This window comes from Methylobacterium fujisawaense, from assembly GCF_014138435.1.
In the GTDB taxonomy this organism is placed as follows: domain Bacteria; phylum Pseudomonadota; class Alphaproteobacteria; order Rhizobiales; family Beijerinckiaceae; genus Methylobacterium; species Methylobacterium fujisawaense.
Window position 1 is genome coordinate 134,602 of the sequence record NZ_JACJIM010000005.1, and the last position, 20,507, is coordinate 155,108.

General features: G+C 68.1%; 16 protein-coding genes. 4 read left to right on the forward strand and 12 right to left on the reverse strand.

Annotation, left to right across the window (positions count from 1 at the left end; all coding sequences use genetic code 11):
- Positions 1-89: 89 nt before the first annotated feature.
- From GGQ91_RS16485 to coxB, 8 genes are all read right to left on the reverse strand, one after another.
- Positions 90-854, reverse strand: a complete 765-nt coding sequence (locus GGQ91_RS16485) for an SURF1 family protein (RefSeq protein ID WP_182592440.1) — start codon at positions 852-854, stop codon at positions 90-92.
- Positions 851-1,231 (reverse strand): DUF983 domain-containing protein, encoded by a 381-nt coding sequence (locus GGQ91_RS16490; RefSeq protein ID WP_051044717.1) that lies wholly within the window; start codon positions 1,229-1,231, stop codon positions 851-853. The genes GGQ91_RS16485 and GGQ91_RS16490 overlap by 4 nt, the downstream gene beginning before the upstream one ends.
- Positions 1,232-1,377: 146 nt before the next feature.
- Complete coding sequence (locus GGQ91_RS16495) at positions 1,378-2,241, reverse strand: cytochrome c oxidase subunit 3 (protein WP_182592441.1); 864 nt, start codon at positions 2,239-2,241, stop codon at positions 1,378-1,380.
- 154 nt (positions 2,242-2,395) lie between these two features.
- Positions 2,396-3,007 carry a cytochrome c oxidase assembly protein gene (locus tag GGQ91_RS16500; RefSeq protein ID WP_182592442.1) on the reverse strand — a complete coding sequence of 204 codons (612 nt, stop codon included), beginning with the start codon at positions 3,005-3,007 and terminating at the stop codon, positions 2,396-2,398.
- A 10-nt stretch (positions 3,008-3,017) separates the two neighbouring features.
- Complete coding sequence (locus tag GGQ91_RS16505) at positions 3,018-3,182, reverse strand: hypothetical protein (protein WP_043348492.1); 165 nt, start codon at positions 3,180-3,182, stop codon at positions 3,018-3,020.
- Between the two features lie 5 nt (positions 3,183-3,187).
- Positions 3,188-4,138 carry a heme o synthase gene (locus GGQ91_RS16510; RefSeq protein ID WP_043380432.1) on the reverse strand — a complete coding sequence of 317 codons (951 nt, stop codon included), beginning with the start codon at positions 4,136-4,138 and terminating at the stop codon, positions 3,188-3,190.
- Between the two features lie 215 nt (positions 4,139-4,353).
- Complete coding sequence (gene ctaD, locus GGQ91_RS16515) at positions 4,354-5,982, reverse strand: cytochrome c oxidase subunit I (RefSeq protein ID WP_043348481.1); 1,629 nt, start codon at positions 5,980-5,982, stop codon at positions 4,354-4,356.
- A 50-nt stretch (positions 5,983-6,032) separates the two neighbouring features.
- Entirely contained in the window at positions 6,033-6,872 is an 840-nt protein-coding gene (gene coxB / locus GGQ91_RS16520) for a cytochrome c oxidase subunit II (protein ID WP_043348479.1), read from the reverse strand.
- 300 nt (positions 6,873-7,172) lie between these two features.
- Here coxB and fdhD point away from each other — a divergent pair, with 300 nt between their 5' ends.
- On the forward strand, positions 7,173-8,015 hold the full coding sequence (gene fdhD, locus GGQ91_RS16525; protein ID WP_182592443.1) for a formate dehydrogenase accessory sulfurtransferase FdhD: 843 nt from the start codon (positions 7,173-7,175) through the stop codon (positions 8,013-8,015).
- Between the two features lie 37 nt (positions 8,016-8,052).
- Here the strand turns inward: fdhD and GGQ91_RS16530 are convergent, their stop codons facing one another.
- On the reverse strand, positions 8,053-8,898 hold the full coding sequence (locus GGQ91_RS16530) for a hypothetical protein (protein ID WP_182592444.1): 846 nt from the start codon (positions 8,896-8,898) through the stop codon (positions 8,053-8,055).
- A 538-nt stretch (positions 8,899-9,436) separates the two neighbouring features.
- On the opposite strand from GGQ91_RS16530, the gene gltB reads away from it, so the two are divergent.
- Both gltB and GGQ91_RS16540 read left to right on the forward strand, forming a co-directional pair.
- Complete coding sequence (gltB, locus tag GGQ91_RS16535; protein ID WP_043754887.1) at positions 9,437-14,152, forward strand: glutamate synthase large subunit; 4,716 nt, start codon at positions 9,437-9,439, stop codon at positions 14,150-14,152.
- A gap of 101 nt (positions 14,153-14,253) precedes the next feature.
- Complete coding sequence (locus tag GGQ91_RS16540; RefSeq protein ID WP_043353802.1) at positions 14,254-15,687, forward strand: glutamate synthase subunit beta; 1,434 nt, start codon at positions 14,254-14,256, stop codon at positions 15,685-15,687.
- Positions 15,688-15,715: 28 nt separating this feature from the next.
- Here GGQ91_RS16540 and GGQ91_RS16545 read toward each other — a convergent pair whose 3' ends face one another.
- From GGQ91_RS16545 to galE, 3 genes are all read right to left on the reverse strand, one after another.
- Positions 15,716-17,143 carry an SGNH/GDSL hydrolase family protein gene (locus tag GGQ91_RS16545; RefSeq protein WP_051044907.1) on the reverse strand — a complete coding sequence of 476 codons (1,428 nt, stop codon included), beginning with the start codon at positions 17,141-17,143 and terminating at the stop codon, positions 15,716-15,718.
- Between the two features lie 93 nt (positions 17,144-17,236).
- Entirely contained in the window at positions 17,237-18,430 is a 1,194-nt protein-coding gene (locus GGQ91_RS16550; RefSeq protein ID WP_179697841.1) for a lytic murein transglycosylase, read from the reverse strand.
- Positions 18,431-18,434: 4 nt separating this feature from the next.
- Positions 18,435-19,427 (reverse strand): UDP-glucose 4-epimerase GalE, encoded by a 993-nt coding sequence (gene galE / locus GGQ91_RS16555; protein WP_043353807.1) that lies wholly within the window; start codon positions 19,425-19,427, stop codon positions 18,435-18,437.
- A gap of 175 nt (positions 19,428-19,602) precedes the next feature.
- Between galE and galU the strand changes: the two genes are divergently transcribed.
- A complete protein-coding gene (gene galU, locus GGQ91_RS16560; RefSeq protein ID WP_043380421.1) occupies positions 19,603-20,472 on the forward strand; it encodes a UTP--glucose-1-phosphate uridylyltransferase GalU in 870 nt (289 codons plus the stop codon).
- Positions 20,473-20,507: the final 35 nt, after the last annotated feature.

Consider the following 20,507-nt stretch of genomic DNA (forward strand, 5'->3'; position numbering starts at 1 on the left):
CGGCGCGCGGTCAAAGGAACGGGTTGCTGTTTTTCAGCCGAACCCGGCGAGACTTTTCCTCGTCGGGAGCCAAAGAGTTCGATTTTGTCCTAGGCCGCCCGGGGCTCGGCCGAATCGTGCAGGCGGCGCCACGCAAAGACCGAGAAGACGCCGATCAGACAGGCGGCGAGGCCGAACCACGTGAACGCGTATTGCAGATGGTTGTTGGGGAGGTCGACGCGGAGCTGACCGCCCCGCGGCCAGGTCGTCTGTCCCGGGACGGCATCGGCCTCGATCAGGTAGGGCGCCACCGTGCCGAGGCCGCGGGCCGCGGCGATGCCGGCGATATCCCGATTGAACCACTCGCCACGGGCCGGGTCGGGCGCCGGCACGAACATCCCCCGGGCCTCGCTGGACCGGAGGATTCCAGTGACCGTCGTCGGCCCCTCGATCAGGCCATCCCGGCGATCACCCTGCGCCTTCAGTTCCGTGGGCACGAAGCCCCGGTTGATCAACACGATGCTGTCGTCGTCGCGGCGCAGGGGCGTGAGAACATAGAAGCCTTGCAGGGCGCGTCCCGGCGTCTCGCCGGCTGCCAGGCCGTGGACGAGGGTCTCCCGGTCGTTGAGGAAGCGCCCGGAGACCCGGACATGCCGAAACTCGTCACGCTCCGGAGTCCAGGCCTCCGGCGCCGGGGGCGCCACGGGCTCGGCCCGGCTTTGCCGAACGATCCGCGCGATCAGGTCTTCCTTCCAGGCCTTGCGTTCGAGCTGCCATGTCCCGAGGCCGAGCAGGATGGCCAGAGCGATCAAGGACGCGATTCCCGGCGCGACGAGATCGCGCCAGGCGGCCCGCTTCGTTTCGGCAGCGGTCACGGCTCGAAGCGCCCTTCCTCGGCCCGATTGCTGAACTGAAGGGCGACCAGAAGGCCCTTGAGCGGTCGAACCAGGATCAGGCTGAGCCCGACGGAGAGTGTCAGTGCCACCGTGGCGTGAACCCAGATCGGCGGCTCGTAGGTGATCTCCAGCCACAGGGCGAGGCCCACGACGATGAGGCCGACGATCGACATCACGAAGAAGGCCGGCCCATCCGCGGAGTCGAAATGCGCGTAGTCGAGGCCGCAGGCCTCGCAGGAGGGGCGTAGGGTGAGAAACCCCTTGAACAGATGGCCCTCGCCGCAACGCGGGCACCGGCCGCGCAGGCCGGTGGGGATCGGGGGCGGCGGCGAATAGGTTCGGTTGTCCACGGGCATACTCCAGAACAGCTCCGCGCGGACCCCGGTCGTCCCGCGCCCGGGCCGTCCTATCCGATATGGGGATCACGAAGCGTCGGAAATGCAAAAGGGCGGCCTGAGCCGCCCTTCGCAGGTCCGCCATGCATCGGCGGGATGCTTCGGTCTCAGTGAGCGCCGCCGCCGTGGAAGACGCCCGAGCCCCACACGTAGATGGCAGCGAACAGGAACAGCCATACGACGTCGACGAAGTGCCAGTACCAGGCGGCGAACTCGAAGCCGAGATGCTGGCGCGGGGTGAACTGGCCCGCATAGACGCGGAACAGGCAGACCGCGAGGAAGATCGTGCCGATGATGACGTGGGCGCCATGGAAGCCCGTCGCCATGAAGAATGTCGACGCGTAGATGCTTCCCGAAAAGCCGAATTCGGCGTGGCTGTACTCGTAGGCCTGGCAGGCTGTGAACAGAACGCCGAGGATGATCGTCAGCCACAGGCCGTATTTCAGGCCCTTGCGGTCGCCCTCGATCAGCGCGTGGTGGGCCCAGGTCACCGTGGTGCCGGAGGTCAGCAGGATCAGCGTGTTGAGGAGCGGCAGATGCCAGGGATCGAATGCCTCGATACCCTTCGGCGGCCAGACGCCGCCGGTAAACTCCACACGCGAGACCTGGATGGGATCGGCGGTGTAGAGCGCGGCCTCGAAGTAGGCCCAGAACCACGCGACGAAGAACATCACCTCGGAGGCGATGAACATCATCATGCCGTAGCGGTGGTGCAGCTGGACGACGCGGGTGTGATCGCCAGAATTGGCTTCGTGGGCGACGTCCCGCCACCACGAGAACATCGTGTAGAGGACGCCGATCGTGCCGGCCCCGAAGATGTAGGGGCCTGGGCTCAGGGTGCCGATCTGGAGGCTCTTCATCCAGAACACGGCGCCGAACGCCATCAGGAAGCCTGAAAAGGCCCCGATCAACGGCCACGGGCTCGGACTCAGGATGTGATAGTCGTGATTCTTGGCGTCCGCCTCGGCCATCGTCCCGTCGCTCCTCACCCTCGTGCCCCGCGCCGTTCCCGGCATCCGGCCTTACGCTGTTCGTTGCTTGCTCTTGGCCGGGCGCGGCCGACACCACACCCAAGCTTGCCCGAACGTTTAGTCGGTGCAGCCCCGTCTTGTCACGGGTCCGCGATCAGAAATCGCCCTTCGTCTCCGAAGAACCGGACTTCGCCCCCGTCGCCTTGACCGGCTGGCCGTTCTTGGAGGCGAAGTACGTGTAGGACAGCGTCATCTCCGAGAGATGCGCGGTGTTCGAATCGTCCCGGACGGCCGGATCGACATAGAACACCACGGGCACGTCCAGTGTCTCGCCGGGCTGAAGCGTCTGCTCGTTGAAGCAGAAACAGGCGATCTTGACGAAATAGCCGCCCATCAGGCCGGGCTGGACGTTGAAGGTGGCCACACCCGCCGACGGTGCGCTGCCGACATTCTGCACCCGGAAGAAGACGGTCTTCGTCTCGCCGAGCTTCGCTTCGACGCGGCTCACTTCCGGGACGAACTTCCAGGACAGCCCCGGCGCGACGTTGGTGTCGAAATGCACGACCATGCTGTCGTCGGTGCGTGCCGCGGAGGCGGCGAGCGCCGGTCCCTGGCGGGGCGTTCCGTCGTAGCCGGTCGCCTTGCAGAACGCGTTGTAGAGAGGGACCGACGCGAAGGCGAGGCCGACCATGCCGACGGCGAGACCGGCGCAGGCGATGGCGGTACGCTTGGCGCCGCGACCCGGTCCGGAAGGGGCAGCTGTCATCGCGAACTCCTCAGAGCGGCCGGCTCAGGATCTGCGGTCCGAGCTTGACGATCGTCAGCACGAAGAACAGCAAAACCCAGGCGCCGAGGGCCAGCGCGATGGCCACGGAGCGCTTCCGGCGGCGCGCTTCCTCCTCGGGGGTGAGTGGCCGGTACTGGATCTCGGGATCCGCCATGGCGCTCAGCCCAGGACCGGGCGGAACAGGCCGAAGCTCTGCTCGGCCAGGAGCGCCGAGAACAGCGCGAACAGGTAGAGGATCGAGAAGCCGAACATGCCCATGGCGGCACGCTTCTCGGCATCGCCCTCGCGGTTCCGGAGAACCCGGATGCTGAAGGCCACCATACCGAGGCCGCCCACGAGGCCGACCACCGCGTAGACGAGGCCGCCGAAGCCGAGCGCGACCGGCACGAGGCCGAGGGGCGCGAGGAGCAGCGAGTACCACACGATCTGGCGGCGGGTGGAGGCCGGGCCGGCGACGTTCGGCATCATCGGGATGCCGGCGCGGGCGTACTCGTCGGCCTTGATCAGGGCGAGCGCCCAGAAGTGGGGCGGGGTCCAGATGAAGATGATGGCGAACAGGATCAGGGACTCGATGCCCACCGAGCCGGTCACCACCGCCTGACCGATGACCGGCGGCAGGGCGCCCGCGGCGCCGCCGATGACGATGTTCTGCGCCGTCGCCCGCTTCAGCCACATGGAATAGACCACCGCGTAGAACACGATGGTGAAGGCCAGGAGCGCCGCGGCCAGCCAGTTGGCGGTGAGGCCCAGCACCAGCACGGACGCCACCGAGAGGAACAGGCCGAAGCCGAGGGCCTCCTCCGACGTGATCTTGCCCGCAGGGATCGGCCGCGTCGCCGTGCGGCTCATCACGGCGTCGATATCCGCGTCCCACCACATGTTGAGGCAGCCGGAGGCACCGGCGCCGACCGCGATGGCGAGCAGCGAGATCGCGCCGATCGCCGGCTGCACGTGCCCGTGGGAGACCACCATGCCGACCAGGGCGGTGAAGATGACGAGGACCATCACCCGCGGCTTCAGCAGGGCGAAATAGTCCGGAACGTCGCCGCCGGCGCTCGTGAGGGCCGGGGCGGGGACCTCCGGTCCGATCGTGTTCGTCAGGCTCGTCATCGCGTCTGCCGCTGCTGTGTCGGCGCCCGGCCGCGCGCGTCACGGCCGAGTCGGTTCTCGAATTCGACGTGTTCCAAGAGTCGGCGTGAGCGGGGCCCAGGACGTCGTCCTCGGCCCGTGCGGATCGCCCTCAACGCTCGCCCTTGCCGGGAGGTCGGCCGACCGGCCTCCGGGGAAGGGCGAGGGCCGCAGATGCGGCCCTCGCGAGGTCTCTATCAGTGCGCGCCCGGCTCGTCGACGATGCGGGGCAGCGTCTCGAACTGGTGGAAGGGCGGCGGGGAGGAGAGCGTCCACTCGAGGGTGGTGGCGCCTTCGCCCCACGGGTTGTCCGCGGCCCGCTCCTTGGAGCGGAAGGCCAGGACCACGCCGATCACGAACACGAACATGCCGAGGCCGAAGATGTGGCCGCCGTAGGTCGACACCTTGTGCCACTGGGCGAAGGCATCCGGATAGTCGGCGTAGCGACGCGGCATGCCGGCGAGGCCGAGGAAGTGCATCGGGAAGAACAGGACGTTCGCGCCGATGAAGGCCAGCCAGAAGTGCAGCTTGCCGGCCCACTCGGGGATGATGTGGCCGGTCATCTTCGGGAACCAGTAGTAGACACCGGCGAAGATGATGAACACGGCACCCAGGGACAGCACGTAGTGGAAGTGCGCGACCACGTAGTAGGTGTCGTGCAGGTACTTATCGACCGCCGAGTTGGCGAGCACGACGCCGGTGACGCCGCCGACGGTGAAGAGGAAGATGAAGCCCACCGCCCAGTGCATCGCGGCGGTGAAGCGGATGGAGCCGCCCCACATGGTGGCGATCCACGAGAAGATCTTCACGCCGGTCGGGACCGCGATCACCATGGTGGCGAACACGAAGTAGGACTGCGTCTGCAGCGACAGGCCGACCGTGTACATGTGGTGGGCCCACACGACGAAGCCGACGACGCCGATCGCCACCATGGCGTAGGCCATCGCGAGGTAGCCGAAGACGGGCTTGCGCGAGAACGTGGCGATGATGTGCGACACGATGCCGAAGGCCGGCAGGATCATGATGTACACTTCGGGGTGACCGAAGAACCAGAACAGGTGCTGGTACAGGATCGGGTCACCGCCGCCGGCCGGATCGAAGAAGGTCGTGCCGAAGTTGCGGTCCGTCAGCAGCATCGTGATGGCGCCCGCCAGAACCGGCAGCGAGAGCAGCAGCAGGAAGGCGGTGACCAGCTCGGCCCAGGCGAAGAGCGGCATCTTGTGCAGCGTCATGCCCGGGGCGCGCATGTTCAGGATGGTGGTGATGAAGTTGATCGCGCCGAGGATCGAGCCCGCGCCCGAGAGGTGCAGGGCGAAGATCGCGAAGTCGACGGCCGGGCCGGGATGGCCGGCGGTCGAGAGCGGCGGGTAGACGGTCCAGCCGGTGCCGGCGCCGGACGCGCCGGGCGCGCCCTCGACGAACAGCGAGCAGAGCAGGGAGCAGAAGCCCGCCACCGTCAGCCAGAACGAGATGTTATTCATGCGCGGGAACGCCATGTCGGGCGCGCCGATCATGAGGGGCACGAACCAGTTGCCGAAGCCACCGATCAGCGCCGGCATCACCATGAAGAACACCATGATGAGGCCGTGTCCCGTGACGAACACGTTGTAGGTCGCGGGGTTCGAGAAATACTGCAGGCCGGGCGCCTCCATCTCCATCCGGATCCCGAAGGAGAGGAACGCGCCGATCATGCCGGCGCAGAAGGCGAACAGCAGGTAGAGGGTGCCGATGTCCTTGTGGTTCGTCGACAGGAACCAGCGGGCGAAGAACGATGGCTTATGGTCGTGGACCTCGTGGGCCCCGGCATGGGCTGCGGCTGTAGCCATGGATTCGAATGCCTTGTGAATCTGATGGGTTCGGTTCGGTCAGCCGGGGCTCAGCGGGCCTCGGCGAAGCTCGTGCCGTTGTCGATGCGGGCGTACTTGGTCTTCGCCTCCTTCAGCCATTCGGCATAGGCCTGCTCGCTGACCACGCGGACCACGATCGGCATGTAGGCATGGCGCTGGCCGCACAGCTCGGAGCACTGACCGTGGAAGGTGCCTTCCTTGTCGGCCTTGAACCACATCTGGTTCAGGCGGCCGGGAACGGCGTCGATCTTGAAGCCGAAGGCCGGCATGGCCCAGGAATGCAGCACATCGGCAGCGGTGACCTGGATCTTCACGATCTTGTTGACCGGAACGACCATCTCGTTGTCGGTCTGGAGCAGGCGCGGCTGCTTGTCCTCGTCGATGTTGGCGTCGAAGGTGAAGCCGCCGCCGGCCTCGGTCTGCGGGTACTCGTAGGACCAGTACCACGCGTGGCCGATGACCTTGACGATCATGTCGGCCTTCGGATCCGAGAGCTGCGTGCGCAGCAGGCGGAAGGACGGGATCGCGACGGCGACCAGGATCAGCACCGGCACGATCGTCCAGGCGATCTCGATGGCGGTGTTGTGCGTGGTGCGCGACGGCGTCGGGTTCCGCTTCTCGCTGAAGCGGTAGATGCACCAGAGGATCAGCCCCAGGACGAAGACGGAAATCCCGAGGGATAGCCAGTGCAGGCCGATTTCGAAGTTCAGGATGTCGCGCGCGTTGTCGGTGACCGGAATCTGCCGGTCCATCTCCCACGGCACGGGCTGACCGAAGCCCGCAGCCTGCGCGCCTGATATCGGGAAGAGCAGGGCGCCGAGAGCGGCGAGGCTCCAGAGTGACCGGTTGATCGTCCGCACCGTCCGCATCTGCCTCTCGTGGCTCCCTTGAACTATCTGGCTGCCGCCGAACCGTCCCGTCTTGACTGCGTGCGGGATTGTACCGACGTGACGGAGTACCGGTTGTGTCACCCGGCATTATCCGACCGGGGCTTCAGACCACAAGGGCCGGCGAGGTGCAACCGCACAAGCGTCGCATCGCGCGCTTTCCAGCCAGTTGGCGGTGTCTCGTGGCGTCGGCGCACTAGGGAACGGCGAAATCATTCACGGTCGCATGGCGCGGGGGATGTGCCATCGCCGGCCGTTCGTATCACCCCATCGGAGTTCGAGATGTCGACGGAAACCGGAAGTCGAACGTCCGGTCTGCCGCCCTGCGCGGTGCCGGTGTCCATGCAGGTGATGGCCTATGACGGTTCGGCGCCGAAGCCGGACACGCGGGCGCTCGCAGCGGAGGCGCCGGTCAACCTCGTCTACGGCAGCGTGCCGCACGCGGTGATGATGGCGACGCCCGCCGATCTGGAGGATTTCGCCTACGGGTTCAGCCTCACGGAAGGGATCGTGGACAGCGTGGACGAGATCCGCGCGACCCGGGTCGAGATGGCCGAGGACGGCCTGCGCCTTCACGTCGATCTGGCGCCCGGTCGGCTTCGCGAGCACTTGGCGCGCAAGCGCGCCATCAGCGGCCGGACCGGTTGCGGCGTCTGTGGCATCGAGGATCTGGCGCAACTGCCGCGGGCCGGGGGGCGGGCCGCGTCCGAAGTCCGGATCGCTCTACCGGCCATTGCCCGCGCGCTCTCCGATCTGGATCGGGCGCAGGTGCTCGGCGCGCAGACGCGCGCCGTTCACGCGGCGGCCTGGGCTCGCCGCGACGGCAGCCTCGCGGCGGTCCGTGAGGATGTCGGCCGCCACAACGCCCTCGACAAGCTGATCGGCGCCCTGATGCGGGCGGGCACGCCCGCGGACGAGGGCTTTCTCGTCATCACCAGCCGCTGCTCGTTCGAGATGGTTGAAAAGGCCGCACGGCTCGGCGCGGCTGTGATCGTCGCCATCTCGGCACCGACGTCGCTGGCCCTCGAACGTGCCCGATCCTATGGCCTGACGCTCTGCGCCATCGCGCGGGCCGATACCGTCACGGTCTTCACGGGCGCAGAGAGGCTGACCACCGGCGGCTGACCATCGGCGGGTGACGCCGAGGCCAGAGCCTGCGCGCCTATTCGGACGGGCCCGGGACGATGGTGGCGCCGCCGATCACCCGCACCGGCTTCTTGTCCGACGGCGGGTCCTTCCAGTCCTTCGCGGCCGGCTTGGCCGCGTCCGCGACGGGGGCTCCGGCCGGCTTCGAGGGTGCTGCAGCAGGCGTCGTCGGGGCCGGCGAGGGGGATTTCTCGATCGATGCCGCCTTGGTCTCGGGCGCCGAGGGCGGATTCGGATCGCTCTTGGCCGTGTCGGCGGGAGCGATCTTGGGGGCCGGCGCCTCGGGTGAGGTGCGGTGGGGCGTCTTCAGCTCCGGCGTGCGCGCGGGCGTCGCCCGTGCAACCTTTCTGGACGGAGCGCTGCGGACGACGCCGTCGGGGTTGAGCCCGTCGGGATTGACGTCCGGTCGGAAGGCTTCGCCACCCGGTCGGCGCTGCGGTCGCGCCATCGGGTCCTCGGCGGGCGGGGCCGGGCGGATCGCGCGACGGGGGAGGGCCTCGTCCTCGGTCCAGCCGAAACCGGGTGTGGGCCGCTCAAGCCGCGCGTAGGTTTCCGGCGCCCCCGTCCGCTGGCGGCCCACGATCGCCCCTGTCATCGGATCGACGAAGAGCCGCACCGGCACGCCGGCGGGGCCGACGGCCTCGACGACGTAGACCCGCCCGTCGAAGCGCGGGCGGCTGAGGCCGCTGAAGCCGCGGTCTGCGAGGCGCCAAGCCACGACGCGCGGGGGGAGGACCTCATCCTCGAAAGCGAATTGCGCGTGGGCGCCGCTGGATGCACCCAGGCAGGTCGCGGCCGATAGGACGACCGCGCCCAGCGTCAGGATCGTCGGTCGTCGGAGGCGTGCAACTCTGCTCTTCATCGTCACTCTTGTGCGTTCTCGGTTTGGAGACCCGGCAGAGTGTCCGGTTCCGGCATGGTCCGGGCCGGTGGACCCGGACCTCGACCATGCCGGCGAGGTCGTTGCCCCGCATGCCGCTTGTGCTCGGCCTGCCCGGTAGAACCCGCGATTCGGGCGAGATTGCGGAGGCCGGGAGCCGGGTCCGCCCCCTCATCCAGAGCGGCGACGCCGCAGCCGCCAGCAGTCTCTTGCTGAAAACATTTCAATCTGGCAGTTTTGCGACTTAGGACAGCACAACTGTCCCATCGGCCGTGCACCCCGGCCGTCGCCGTCTCGCGCGCGGGCGAGTTTTTCGGCTGACGGATACGGGCGCGCCAGCGCACCGCTCCCTGAGCGGTCTGGGTCCTCGATGAACGCAAGCCGACGGACGTGTCCACCCGGACCGGCCGGATGGCCTGCGGCAAGAGGCCGAAGCGCCGGGCGCCGACGGCTTGCGGGCATGAAACATGCTCGCGGGTTCTTGGCTGCGGACGGGTTCGAGGGAAGGACGAGACGAAGCATGTCACAACGCAGGGCTGCCGAAGAGTTTGCTGCGTCCACGGCCCAGGCTGCCGCCCCGCGCGGCGGCGCGATGCCGCTCATCGTGCGCGATCCCGCCCTTCCGAAAGCCCAGGGTTCCTACGATCCCGCGAACGAGCGCGATGCCTGCGGCGTCGGCTTCATCGCCGACATGCACGACCGCCGGACCCACGCGATCGTCGCGCAGGGTCTGAAGATCCTGGAGAACCTCGACCATCGCGGTGCGGTGGGCGCCGATCCCAAGATGGGCGACGGCTGCGGCATCCTCACGCAGATTCCGCACGGCTTCTTCGCCGAGGAATGCTCGCGGCTCGGATTCGAGCTGCCGCCGGCGGGTTCGTACGCGATCGGCCAGTTCTTCATGCCGAAGGCGGACGAGCCGCGGGCGATCATTCAGGAGATCGTCGAATCGGCGCTCGCCGCCGAGGGCCTGCCGCTGCTCGGCTGGCGCGACGTGCCGGTCGATCCGGAGGATCTCGGAGAGGCCGTGAAGGCGACCGAGCCGCATCACCGTCAGGTCTTCATCGGCCGGCCGGCCTCGGTCACCGACCAGGACGCGTTCGAGCGCCGGGTCTATGTCGCCCGCAAGGTGATCTCCAATAAGGTCTACGCCCTCGAAGACCCGCGGGTGAAGGAGTTCTACCCGGTCTCGGTGTCGTCCCGGACCATCGTCTACAAGGGCATGGTGCTGGTCACGCAGCTCGGCGGCTACTTCCTCGACCTGAAGGACAAGCGCTTCGTCTCGGCGATCGCCCTCGTCCACCAGCGTTTCGCCACCAATACGTTCCCGACCTGGCGGCTGTCGCACCCGTACCGGATGGTCGCCCATAACGGCGAGATCAACACGCTGCGGGGCAACGTCAACTGGATGGCCGCCCGTCAGGCGAGCGTCGATTCCGACCTGTTCGGCAACGACATCTCGAAGCTGTGGCCGATCTCGTACGAAGGGCAGTCGGATACCGCCTGCTTCGACAACGCCCTCGAGTTCCTCGTGCAGGGCGGATACCCGCTCGCCCACGCGATGATGATGCTCATCCCGGAGGCCTGGGCCGGCAACCCGCTGATGACCGAGGAACGGCGCGCCTTCTACGAGTATCACGCCGCGCTGATGGAGCCGTGGGACGGCCCCGCCGCCGTGGCCTTCACGGACGGCCGCCAGATCGGCGCGACCCTCGACCGGAACGGTCTGCGCCCGGCCCGCTACATCGTCACCGATGACGGCCTCGTGGTGCTCGCCTCCGAGATGGGTACCCTGCCGATCCCGGACGAGAAGATCGTGCAATCCTGGCGCCTCCAGCCGGGCCGCATGCTTCTGATCGACCTGCAGAAGGGTCGCATCGTCTCGGACGAGGAGATCAAGGGCGAGCTCGCCGCCGCGCACCCCTATGCCGATTGGGTCAAGAACACCCAGATCGTCCTGGAGGATCTGCGCCCGGTGCAGCCGCGCGAGTCGCGCGGCGACGTCAGCCTGCTCGATCGCCAGCAGGCCTTCGGCTACACCCAGGAAGACCTCAAGCTGCTGATGCAGCCCATGGCCGTCACCGGCCAGGAGGCGGTCGGCTCGATGGGCACGGATACGCCGCTCTCGGCGCTCTCCGAGAAGTCGAAGCTGCTCTACACCTACTTCAAGCAGAACTTCGCGCAGGTCACGAACCCGCCGATCGACCCGATCCGCGAGGAGGCCGTGATGAGCCTCGTGTCGTTCATCGGGCCGCGGCCGAACCTGCTCGACATGGAAGGCGCCTCCCGGCGCAAGCGCCTGGAGGTCCGCCAGCCGATCCTGACGAACGGTGACCTGGAGAAGATCCGCTCGATCGGCCATTTCGAGGACCGGTTCGACACCAAGACGCTCGACATGACCTACCCGGCCGAGTCGGGCGCGCAGGCCATGGACGGGGCGCTGGACCGCCTCTGCGACCGGGCCGAGGCTGCGGTGCGCGGCGGCTACAACATCATCGTTCTCACCGACCGGGCGGTCGGGCCGGACCGGATCCCGATTCCGGCGCTGCTCGCCACGGCCTCCGTCCACAATTACCTGATCCGCAAGGGGCTGCGGACCTCGGTCGGCCTCGTGGTCGAATCGGGCGAGCCGCGCGAAGTGCATCACTTCGCCTGCCTGGCGGGCTACGGCGCCGAGGCGATCAACCCGTATCTCGCCTTCGAGACGCTGCTCGAGATGAAGGATGAGTTCCCCCCGGATCTCACCGACGACGAGATCATCTACCGCTACATCAAGGCGATCGATAAGGGCCTGCTGAAGGTGATGTCCAAGATGGGCATCTCGACCTACCAGTCCTATTGCGGCGCCCAGATCTTCGACGCGGTCGGCCTGAACTCGACCTTCGTGGGCCGCGACTTCTTCGGCACGGCGACGACCATCGAGGGCGTCGGCATGGCCGAGATCGCCGAGGAGACGGTGCGCCGTCACCGCGACGCCTTCGGGGACGCGCCGGTCTACCGGAACGCCCTCGATGTCGGCGGCGAGTACGCCTACCGCCTGCGCGGCGAGACCCACACCTGGACGCCGGACACGGTGGCCACGCTGCAGCACGCAGTGCGCCTCAACGTGCCCGAGCGCTACCGGGAATATGCCGATCTCGTGAACCGCCAGGAGCACCAGCTCAAGACGCTGCGCGGCCTGTTCCGGATCAAGTCGGCGCCGGAGATCGGCCGTCAGCCGGTCCCGCTCGAGTCGGTCGAGCCGGCCTCCGAGATCGTCAAGCGCTTCGCCACGGGCGCCATGTCGTACGGCTCCATCTCCAAGGAGGCGCACGAGACGCTCGCCATCGCGCTGAACTCCTTCGGCGGCCGCTCGAACTCCGGCGAGGGCGGCGAGGAGGTCGAGCGGTTCAAGCCCCTGCCGGACGGGCGCTCGCGCCGGTCCTCGATCAAGCAGGTTGCGTCCGGCCGTTTCGGCGTCACGACGGAATACCTCGTCAATTCCGACATGATGCAGATCAAGGTCGCGCAGGGTGCCAAGCCCGGCGAGGGCGGCCAGCTGCCCGGCCACAAGGTCGACGCCAAGATCGCCAAGGTCCGCTACGCCACGCCGGGCGTCGGCCTGATCTCGCCGCCACCCCACCACGACATCTACTCGATCGAGGATCTGGCCCAGCTGATCTTCGACTTGAAGAACGTGAATCCGTCGGCGGACGTGTCGGTGAAGCTCGTTTCCGAGGTCGGCGTCGGCACGGTCGCGGCCGGCGTCGCCAAGGCGCGGGCCGACCACATCACGATCTCGGGCTTCGACGGCGGCACCGGTGCCGCGCCGCTGACCTCGCTCAAGCATGCGGGCGGGCCTTGGGAGACCGGGCTGGCCGAGACCCAGCAGACGCTGGTGCTCAACGGCCTGCGCGGGCGCGTCGCCCTCCAGGCCGACGGCGGTATCCGCACCGGGCGCGACGTGATCATCGCGGCCCTGCTCGGCGCCGACCAGATGGGCTTCTCGACGGCGCCGCTGATCGCCGCCGGCTGCATCATGATGCGCAAGTGCCATCTGAACACCTGTCCGGTGGGCGTTGCCACGCAGGATCCGGTGCTGCGCAAGCGCTTCAAGGGCACGCCCGAGCACGTGGTGAACTACTTCTTCTTCGTGGCCGAGGAGGTGCGCGAGATCCTGGCGTCGCTGGGCTTCACCAAGCTGGAGGAAGCTGTCGGACGCTCGGACCTGCTCGACAAGGTCGACGCCATCGCCCACTGGAAGGCGCGCGGGCTCGACTTCACCAAGCTGTTCCATCGGCCGAAGGTGGCCGAGGGCACGGCGATCCGCCACGTGGAGGTGCAGCATCACCCGATCGACACGGTCCTCGACCGTCGCCTGATCGCGGGTGCCCAGCGCGCCATCGAGACCGGCGAGCCCGTGGTCCTGACCGACACGATCCGGAATTCGGATCGGGCGACCGGAGCGATGCTGTCCGGCATGGTCGCCAAGGCGCATGGGCACGAGGGCCTGCCCGACGACACCATCGTGGTGAAGCTCGCCGGCACCGCCGGCCAGAGCTTCGGCGCCTGGGTGGCGGCCGGCGTGACCCTCGAGTTGACTGGCCACGGCAACGACTATGTCGGCAAGGGCCTGTCGGGCGGCAAGCTGATCATCCGGCCGAGCGACGCGCTGAAGTCGCCGCAGGACCGGACCATCATGGTCGGCAACACCGTGCTGTACGGGGCGATCGCGGGCGAGTGCTACATTCGCGGCTCTGCCGGCGAGCGCTTCGCCGTGCGGAACTCGGGCGCCATCACGGTGGTCGAGGGCATGGGCGACCATGGCTGCGAGTACATGACCGGCGGCGTGGTCGTGTCGATCGGCGAGACCGGGCGCAACTTCGCGGCCGGCATGTCGGGCGGCATCGCCTACGTGCTCGACGAGGACGGCTCGTTCTCGGCGCGCTGCAACCTGTCGATGGTCGATCTGGAGCCGGTCGAGGAGGAGGACGACTTGATGCGTCGCTTCCACCAGGACGGCGATCTGGAGACCAAGGGGCGGGTCGACATCCTGGCCGACATGTCCGGGCACGACGAGGAGCGGCTGACGCAGCTCATCACCAACCATCTCAAGTACACGGGCAGCCCCCGCGCCAAGGCGATCCTCGACGATTGGAGCGGCTACCGCACCAAGTTCGTGAAGGTCATGCCGGTGGAGTACCGCCGGGCGCTGCGCGAGATGGAGATGGCGCGGATGCCGGTGGCCGCGGAATAGGCGGACACCCGAACCGGGCGGTTCGCCGCCCGGTCACGCACGCATGATGTGAGACGACGCGGGCAGCGCAGTCACGGACTGGCCGGCCCAGGGGCGGACCAATGGGCAAGATCACAGGTTTCCTCGAGTTCGACCGGCAGGAGCAGAAGTACCAGCTCGCCGCCGACCGGGTCCGGCATTTCCGCGAGTTCACGCTGCCGCTCGACGAGCACGACCTGACCAAACAGGCGGCCCGCTGCATGGATTGCGGCATCCCGTTCTGCCACGGCCCGACGGGCTGCCCGGTCCACAACCAGATCCCGGACTGGAACGACCTCGTCTTCCAGTCGGATTGGGAGGAGGCTGCGCGCAACCTCCATTCCACCAACAACTTCCCCGAGTTCACCGGCCGCATCTGCCCCGCGCCGTGCGAGGAAGCCTGCACGCTGAATCTCGAGAACCAGCCCGTCGCCATCAAGACGATCGAGCAGGCGATCGCCGACCGGGCCTGGAACATGGGCTGGGTCAAGCCCGAGCCCGCAGAGACCCGCACCGGCAAGCGCGTCGCCATCGTCGGCTCCGGTCCCGCGGGCATGGCGGCGGCGCAGCAGCTCGCCCGGGTCGGTCACGACGTCCATGTCTTCGAGCGCGAGCCGAAGGCCGGCGGCCTGCTGCGCTACGGCATCCCCGACTTCAAGATGGAGAAGCGGCACATCGACCGGCGCGTGCGCCAGATGGAGGCCGAGGGCGTCGTCTTCCACTACAACCAGAACATCGGCGTGACGAAGTCGGTGGACGAGCTCAAGGCCGAGTTCGACGCCGTGATGTTCTGCGGCGGCGCCGAGGATCCCCGCAACCCGCAGCTCCCGGGACAGGAGCTGGAGGGCGTTCACTACGCGATGCCCTATCTCGTCCAGTCGAACCGCCGGGTCAGCAGCGAGCCGATGCGCGGCAACGGCGAGCTGCCGATCCTGGCGGGCGGCAAGAACGTGGTCGTCATCGGCGGCGGCGACACCGCCTCCGATTGCGTCGGTACCGCGTTCCGCCAGGGTGCCCTGTCGGTGACGCAGCTCGACATCCGCCCCCGTCCCCCCGAGCGGGAGGACAAGCTGACCGTGTGGCCGTACTGGCCGACGAAGATGCGGACCTCGTCCAGTCAGGCCGAGGGGGCGGAGCGCGAGTTCCAGGCCGCGACGCTCCGGCTCCAGGGCAACAAGAAGGGCCAGCTCACCGGGGTGGTCTGCGCCCGGGTCGACGCCAAGCGTCAGCCGATTCCCGGCACCGAGTTCGTCCTGCCCGCCGACCTCGTCTTCATGGCGATCGGATTCGCCGGCTCGGTCCAGAAGGGTCTCCTGGAGCAATCCGGAATCGGCGTGAGCAAGCGCGGCAACGTCGAGGCCAACGAGGACGACTACCAGACCTCGGATCCGAAGATCTGGGCGGCGGGCGACATGCGCCGCGGCCAGTCCCTGGTGGTCTGGGCTATTCGCGAGGGACGTCAGGCGGCGCGCGCCATCGACGAGACCCTGATGGGCGCGAGCGTCCTGCCGCGCTGAAGCCGACCGAGAGAGAGGCGCGCCCGGCTCAGCCGGGCGGCCAGCGGAAATCGTCGGCGCGGCCGGGCTGCGGCATGGGGGCGTTTCCGCGCAGAAGCGTCCGCTCCACGGTGCCGAGGTTGTCCGGCTCGCGCGGCCGCCCGTTCAGGAGAGCGCCGCCGGGCGAGACCTCCATGCGGCTCAGCGGGACCACAGGTCCGGCCGCGGGCTTGACCGGAAGCGCCGGCACGCCGGGGGGTTCCGGCAGGCTCGGCAGCATGGCGGTGATCTGGCGATCGATCGCCGCGGTGTCGGTTGCCGGCGCGGGCCCGTCGAGGCTGGGCCCCGAGGTCGAGGACGGCGCCGTCGGCGCAACGGTTGCGGTGGGCGAAGGCTCGGCCGATCCCGGCACGGTGCCCATGAGGCGCTTCAGCTCGACATCGGCGAAATGCGCGAGCTTGCGGTCACCCGCTTTGGTGAAGTGGACGCCGTCCGCGGTGCGCAGCTTGGCGATCTGTCCTTCCGGATCCGGTCCCGACGCCGCGTACCGGTCCCGATCGTCGACGAAGCCCGGCCAGATATCGACATAGGTGCCGCCGGCCTTGGTCACGCTGTCGCGCACGATCTCGTTCAGCGACGCGAGATCGCGGCTCAGCGATTCGCTCTGCATCGGCGGCAATCCGACCCAGATCAGCGGGATCCTGCGATCGACGAACACCTTCACCAGCGCTTCGACCCGTGCGCGATAGAGGGCACGCCAGCGATCCGTCAGCGGATCGACCGTCTCGTCCCCGTCGCGGATCGGCTGCCGATCGTTGGCGCCCATCATCACGAAGGCGTAGCGCACTTTCGCGTTGCTCTGGAGATAATCCTGGGCAACCTTCGGCCAGTCGACCACGTCCTTGCGCACGAGGCCGCTGTCGCCTTTAGCACGGTCGATCACGGCGACGTCGGCATTGTCCTCGAAGACGTCGTCGAGGCCCTTCGCAAGGTGGTCGGCCAGGGAATCGCCGAATACGGCGATCTGGACGTTCGGCTCGGTCTTGGCGACGGCCGGCTTCGGCGGCGTCGGCGCCCGCGCCGGGCGGACCCGCCGCTTCACCGCGGGAGCCGGTCGTTGTGCCTCCCCGGTCGCATAGGGGGGACGCGAGCGTGGCGCCCGGTAGGTGCGCTCCGGCTGTGGCGCCACCGGCTGCGGCCTGTCCTCCCAGGGCCAGTAGAACTGGCGCGGCGCCTCCTGCTGCGGCGCATATCGCGGTTGGCGCCCGTATGTGCCGTCATCACGGTAATACGCATCCCGTGGCCGACGCCGCGGCGGAGCCTCATAATAGGTGCCGCCGCCGGGCTGCTGATAGCTGTCGCCCCATTGCGCGCGGGCCGGTCCCCCGCCGAGGACGGACAGACCGGCGAGCCCCAGAAGGGCCGCGAGGCCGAGGAGCAACGGGCGTTCCGAGTGACGCCGACGAGCGACTACCATGCGCATCCCGTACGCTGTACGCCGAACCCAACCCGTTCGGAACGCGCCCAGTATAGGTGGAAGCTGACGGCGGGTCTAAACCTCTCGCGGGGATCAGCGTCGCGGCGACGCCGGCTGTCCCGTGACCCGGCTGAGCAGGGCCGGCGTGGCATAGCCGTCAGCCGGCAATCCGACGCTGATCTGATAGCGGCGCACCGCCTCACGCAGCTTCGGGCCGGCGCGGCCATCCGTCGGACCGTCGTAGAAGCCGGCAGCCGCCAGACCGGTCTGCAGGGCCCGAAGGCCCGGCCCGTCGAGGCGCGCCCCTGCGGCCGGCCAGGGAGCCGCCAGCGGCAGTCCGCCGCCGAGACGGTCCGCGAGGTGGCCCACGGCCAGAGCGTAGGAATCCGAGGTGTTATAGCCTCGGATCACCTCGAAATTGTCGGTGATCAGGAAGACCGGGGCGCCGAGGCCCCCGGGCAGGAATAGGCTGGCCCGGCCGCGGCCGGGCAGAGGTTTCCCGTCCGTGCGGGTAACGCCGCGTTCGGCGAACGAGCCGAGCTCGCCGCTGTATCGGCTCAGGTCGAAATCCTTCGGCAGGCGCACCTCGTAGCCCCAGGACAGGGTCGGATCCCAGCCGAGATCCTTGAGGTAGGCCGCGATCGAGGCGAGCGAATCCGCCGCGCTGGCCCAGATGTCGCGCCGCCCGTCCCCGTCGAAATCGACCGCATGTGCCAGATAGGTGGAGGGCAGGAACTGGACCTGTCCCATGGCCCCGGCCCAGCTGCCGCTCATCCGGTCGGGCGTGATGTCGCCGCGCTGCAGGATCGTGAGAGCGGCGAGGAGTTCGTCGCGAAACAGCGTGCCGCGGTGGCGCGCCGCGGCCAGAGTCGCCAGCGCCCGGATGGTGGGAACGCTGCCCGCGCTGGCCCCGAAATCCGATTCCACGCCCCAGAACGCCGTGACCATCGGCCCCGGTACGCCGAAGCGGGTTTCGATGGCCTGGAGGGTCGTTGCGACGGCCGCGGCACGGGCGCGTCCGCGCGCGATGCGTCCGGGGGAGACGGCGCCGACGAGGTAGTCCCAGACGGGCCGGACGAATTCGCTCTGGCGGCGCGTATGCGCCAGGATGCCGGGGTCCGGGCCGGTGATTCCGCGGAATGCCGCGTCGAAGGTCTGCGCGGAGACGCCCCGCGCAGCCGCGTCCGGTCGGAGCGCTGCCACGAAGGCCTGGAAGGTATCTTCGGCGCGGACCTCTCCCGCGGCGAGACAGGCCGCCGCGGCGAGCAGCCCTCTGCGGGACATCATTCGGTCAGATCCGGTTGCGCGTTTCCAGGCGCTCCTCCCAGGCCAGGGCCTGAGCGACGATGGCGTCCAGATCGTCATGCCGGGGCTGCCAGCCCAAACGCTCGCGGATCAACGCGCCCTCGGCCACGATCCGGGCCGGATCTCCCGCACGACGCGGGCAGAGCCTGACCTCGAAGTCGCGGCCGGATAGACGCTTCACGACCTCGATGACCTCAAGCACAGAGTAACCGCGGCCATAGCCGCAATTCAGCGTCAGGCTGTCGCCGCCCGACCGGAGGTGGTCGAGGGCCAGACGATGCGCTTCGGCGAGGTCCGAGACCTGGATGTAGTCGCGCAGGCAGGACCCGTCGGGGGTCGGGTAATCGGTCCCGAAGACGTCGAGCCGCGCGCGCTGCCCCCGCGCCGCCTGCGTGGCGACCTTGATGAGGTGGGTGGCATTCGGCGTCGACTGGCCGGACCGACCCTCAGGATCCGCGCCGGCCACATTGAAATAGCGCAGAATCACGTACGAGAAGCCGTGCGCGGCCGCGGCATCGGCGATCATCCATTCGCTCATCAGCTTCGAGCGGCCGTAGGGATTGATCGGCTTCAGTGGCAGGTCCTCGGGAACCGGCACGACCTCGGGCTCCCCGTAGACGGCTGCGGTCGAGGAGAAAATGACGTGCCGGACGCCGGCCCGCACGGAGGCCTCGACCAGCGATCGCGTCTTGACCGTGTTGGACAGGTAGTAACCCAGCGGATCGGCCACCGAGTCGGGCACGACGATCTTGGCGGCGAAGTGGGCGAGGGCATCGATCCGATGCTGAAGGATCGTCTGCGTGACAAGGGCTTGGTCGGCCACGTCTCCGACCACGAGCTTGACGCCCTCCGGAACCGCCCAGTCGAAGCCGGTGGATAGATCGTCCAGGACGATCACCTCCTCATGGCCCGCATCGAGCAGCGCCAGCACCATGTGGCTGCCGATGTAGCCGGCACCGCCCGTAACCAGAACCGCCATGACCCCCCACCCTGACGCCGTCCCGCCGAGCCTGATTACGCGATTGCAGACGGGAAATTTACGCTCCGCTGCTTCATACTATCGACGTAGAACCCTTGCGACGGCTCGCGTTAAGCTATCTCACTGACGGCACCGCCGACCACGTCGCTCCATCCTGTTCCGGGGTTACCGTTTGATGAAACCGATCCGCAAGGCCGTCCTGCCCGTCGCGGGCCTTGGCACGCGCTTCCTGCCAGCTACGAAGGCGGTCCCGAAGGAAATGCTCACGGTCGTGGACCGGCCGGTCGTGCAGCATGTCGTCGACGAGGCCCGTGAGGCGGGGATCGAACACTTCATCTTCGTGACCGGTCGCGGCAAGGCCGTGATCGAGGATCATTTCGACATGGCGTTCGAACTCGACCACACGCTCCAGGAGCGGGGGAAGACGGCCGCCTATGAGGAACTGAAGAAGGACCTGCCGAAGGCGGGCCAGACGAGTTTCACCCGGCAGCAGGCCCCGCTGGGCCTGGGCCATGCGGTGTGGTGCGCCCGGGAGATCGTCGGCGACGAGCCCTTCGCGGTCCTGCTCCCCGACATGCTCAGCCGCGGCTGCATGAAGCAGATGCTGTCCGCCTATGAGCGCCACGGTGGCAACATCATCGCCGTCGAGGAGGTGAAGCCGGAGGAAACGCATCAGTACGGGATCGTGAGCGTCGGCGAGACCTACGGTCAGTCGTTCCAGATCACCGGCATGGTCGAGAAGCCCAAGCAGGGCACGGCGCCCTCGAACTTCATCATTTCCGGCCGATACATCCTGCAGCCCGAGATCTTCGGTATTCTCGAGCATGGCAAGAAGGGCGCTGGCGGCGAGATCCAGCTTACCGATGCCATGATCGACCTGATGGAGACGCAAGCGTTCTACGGCATGCGCTACGAGGGCCGGACCTACGACACCGGCTCGAAGCTCGGTTTCCTCACGGCCAATCTCGCCTACGCCCTCGATCGGGACGACCTCGCGGGGCCGCTGAAGGCTGAAATCGAGAAGCTCCTGAAGCGTCAGGGCTAAGGCGCTCCGTCTCCGGGGCTGCCGAACCGCCCAGG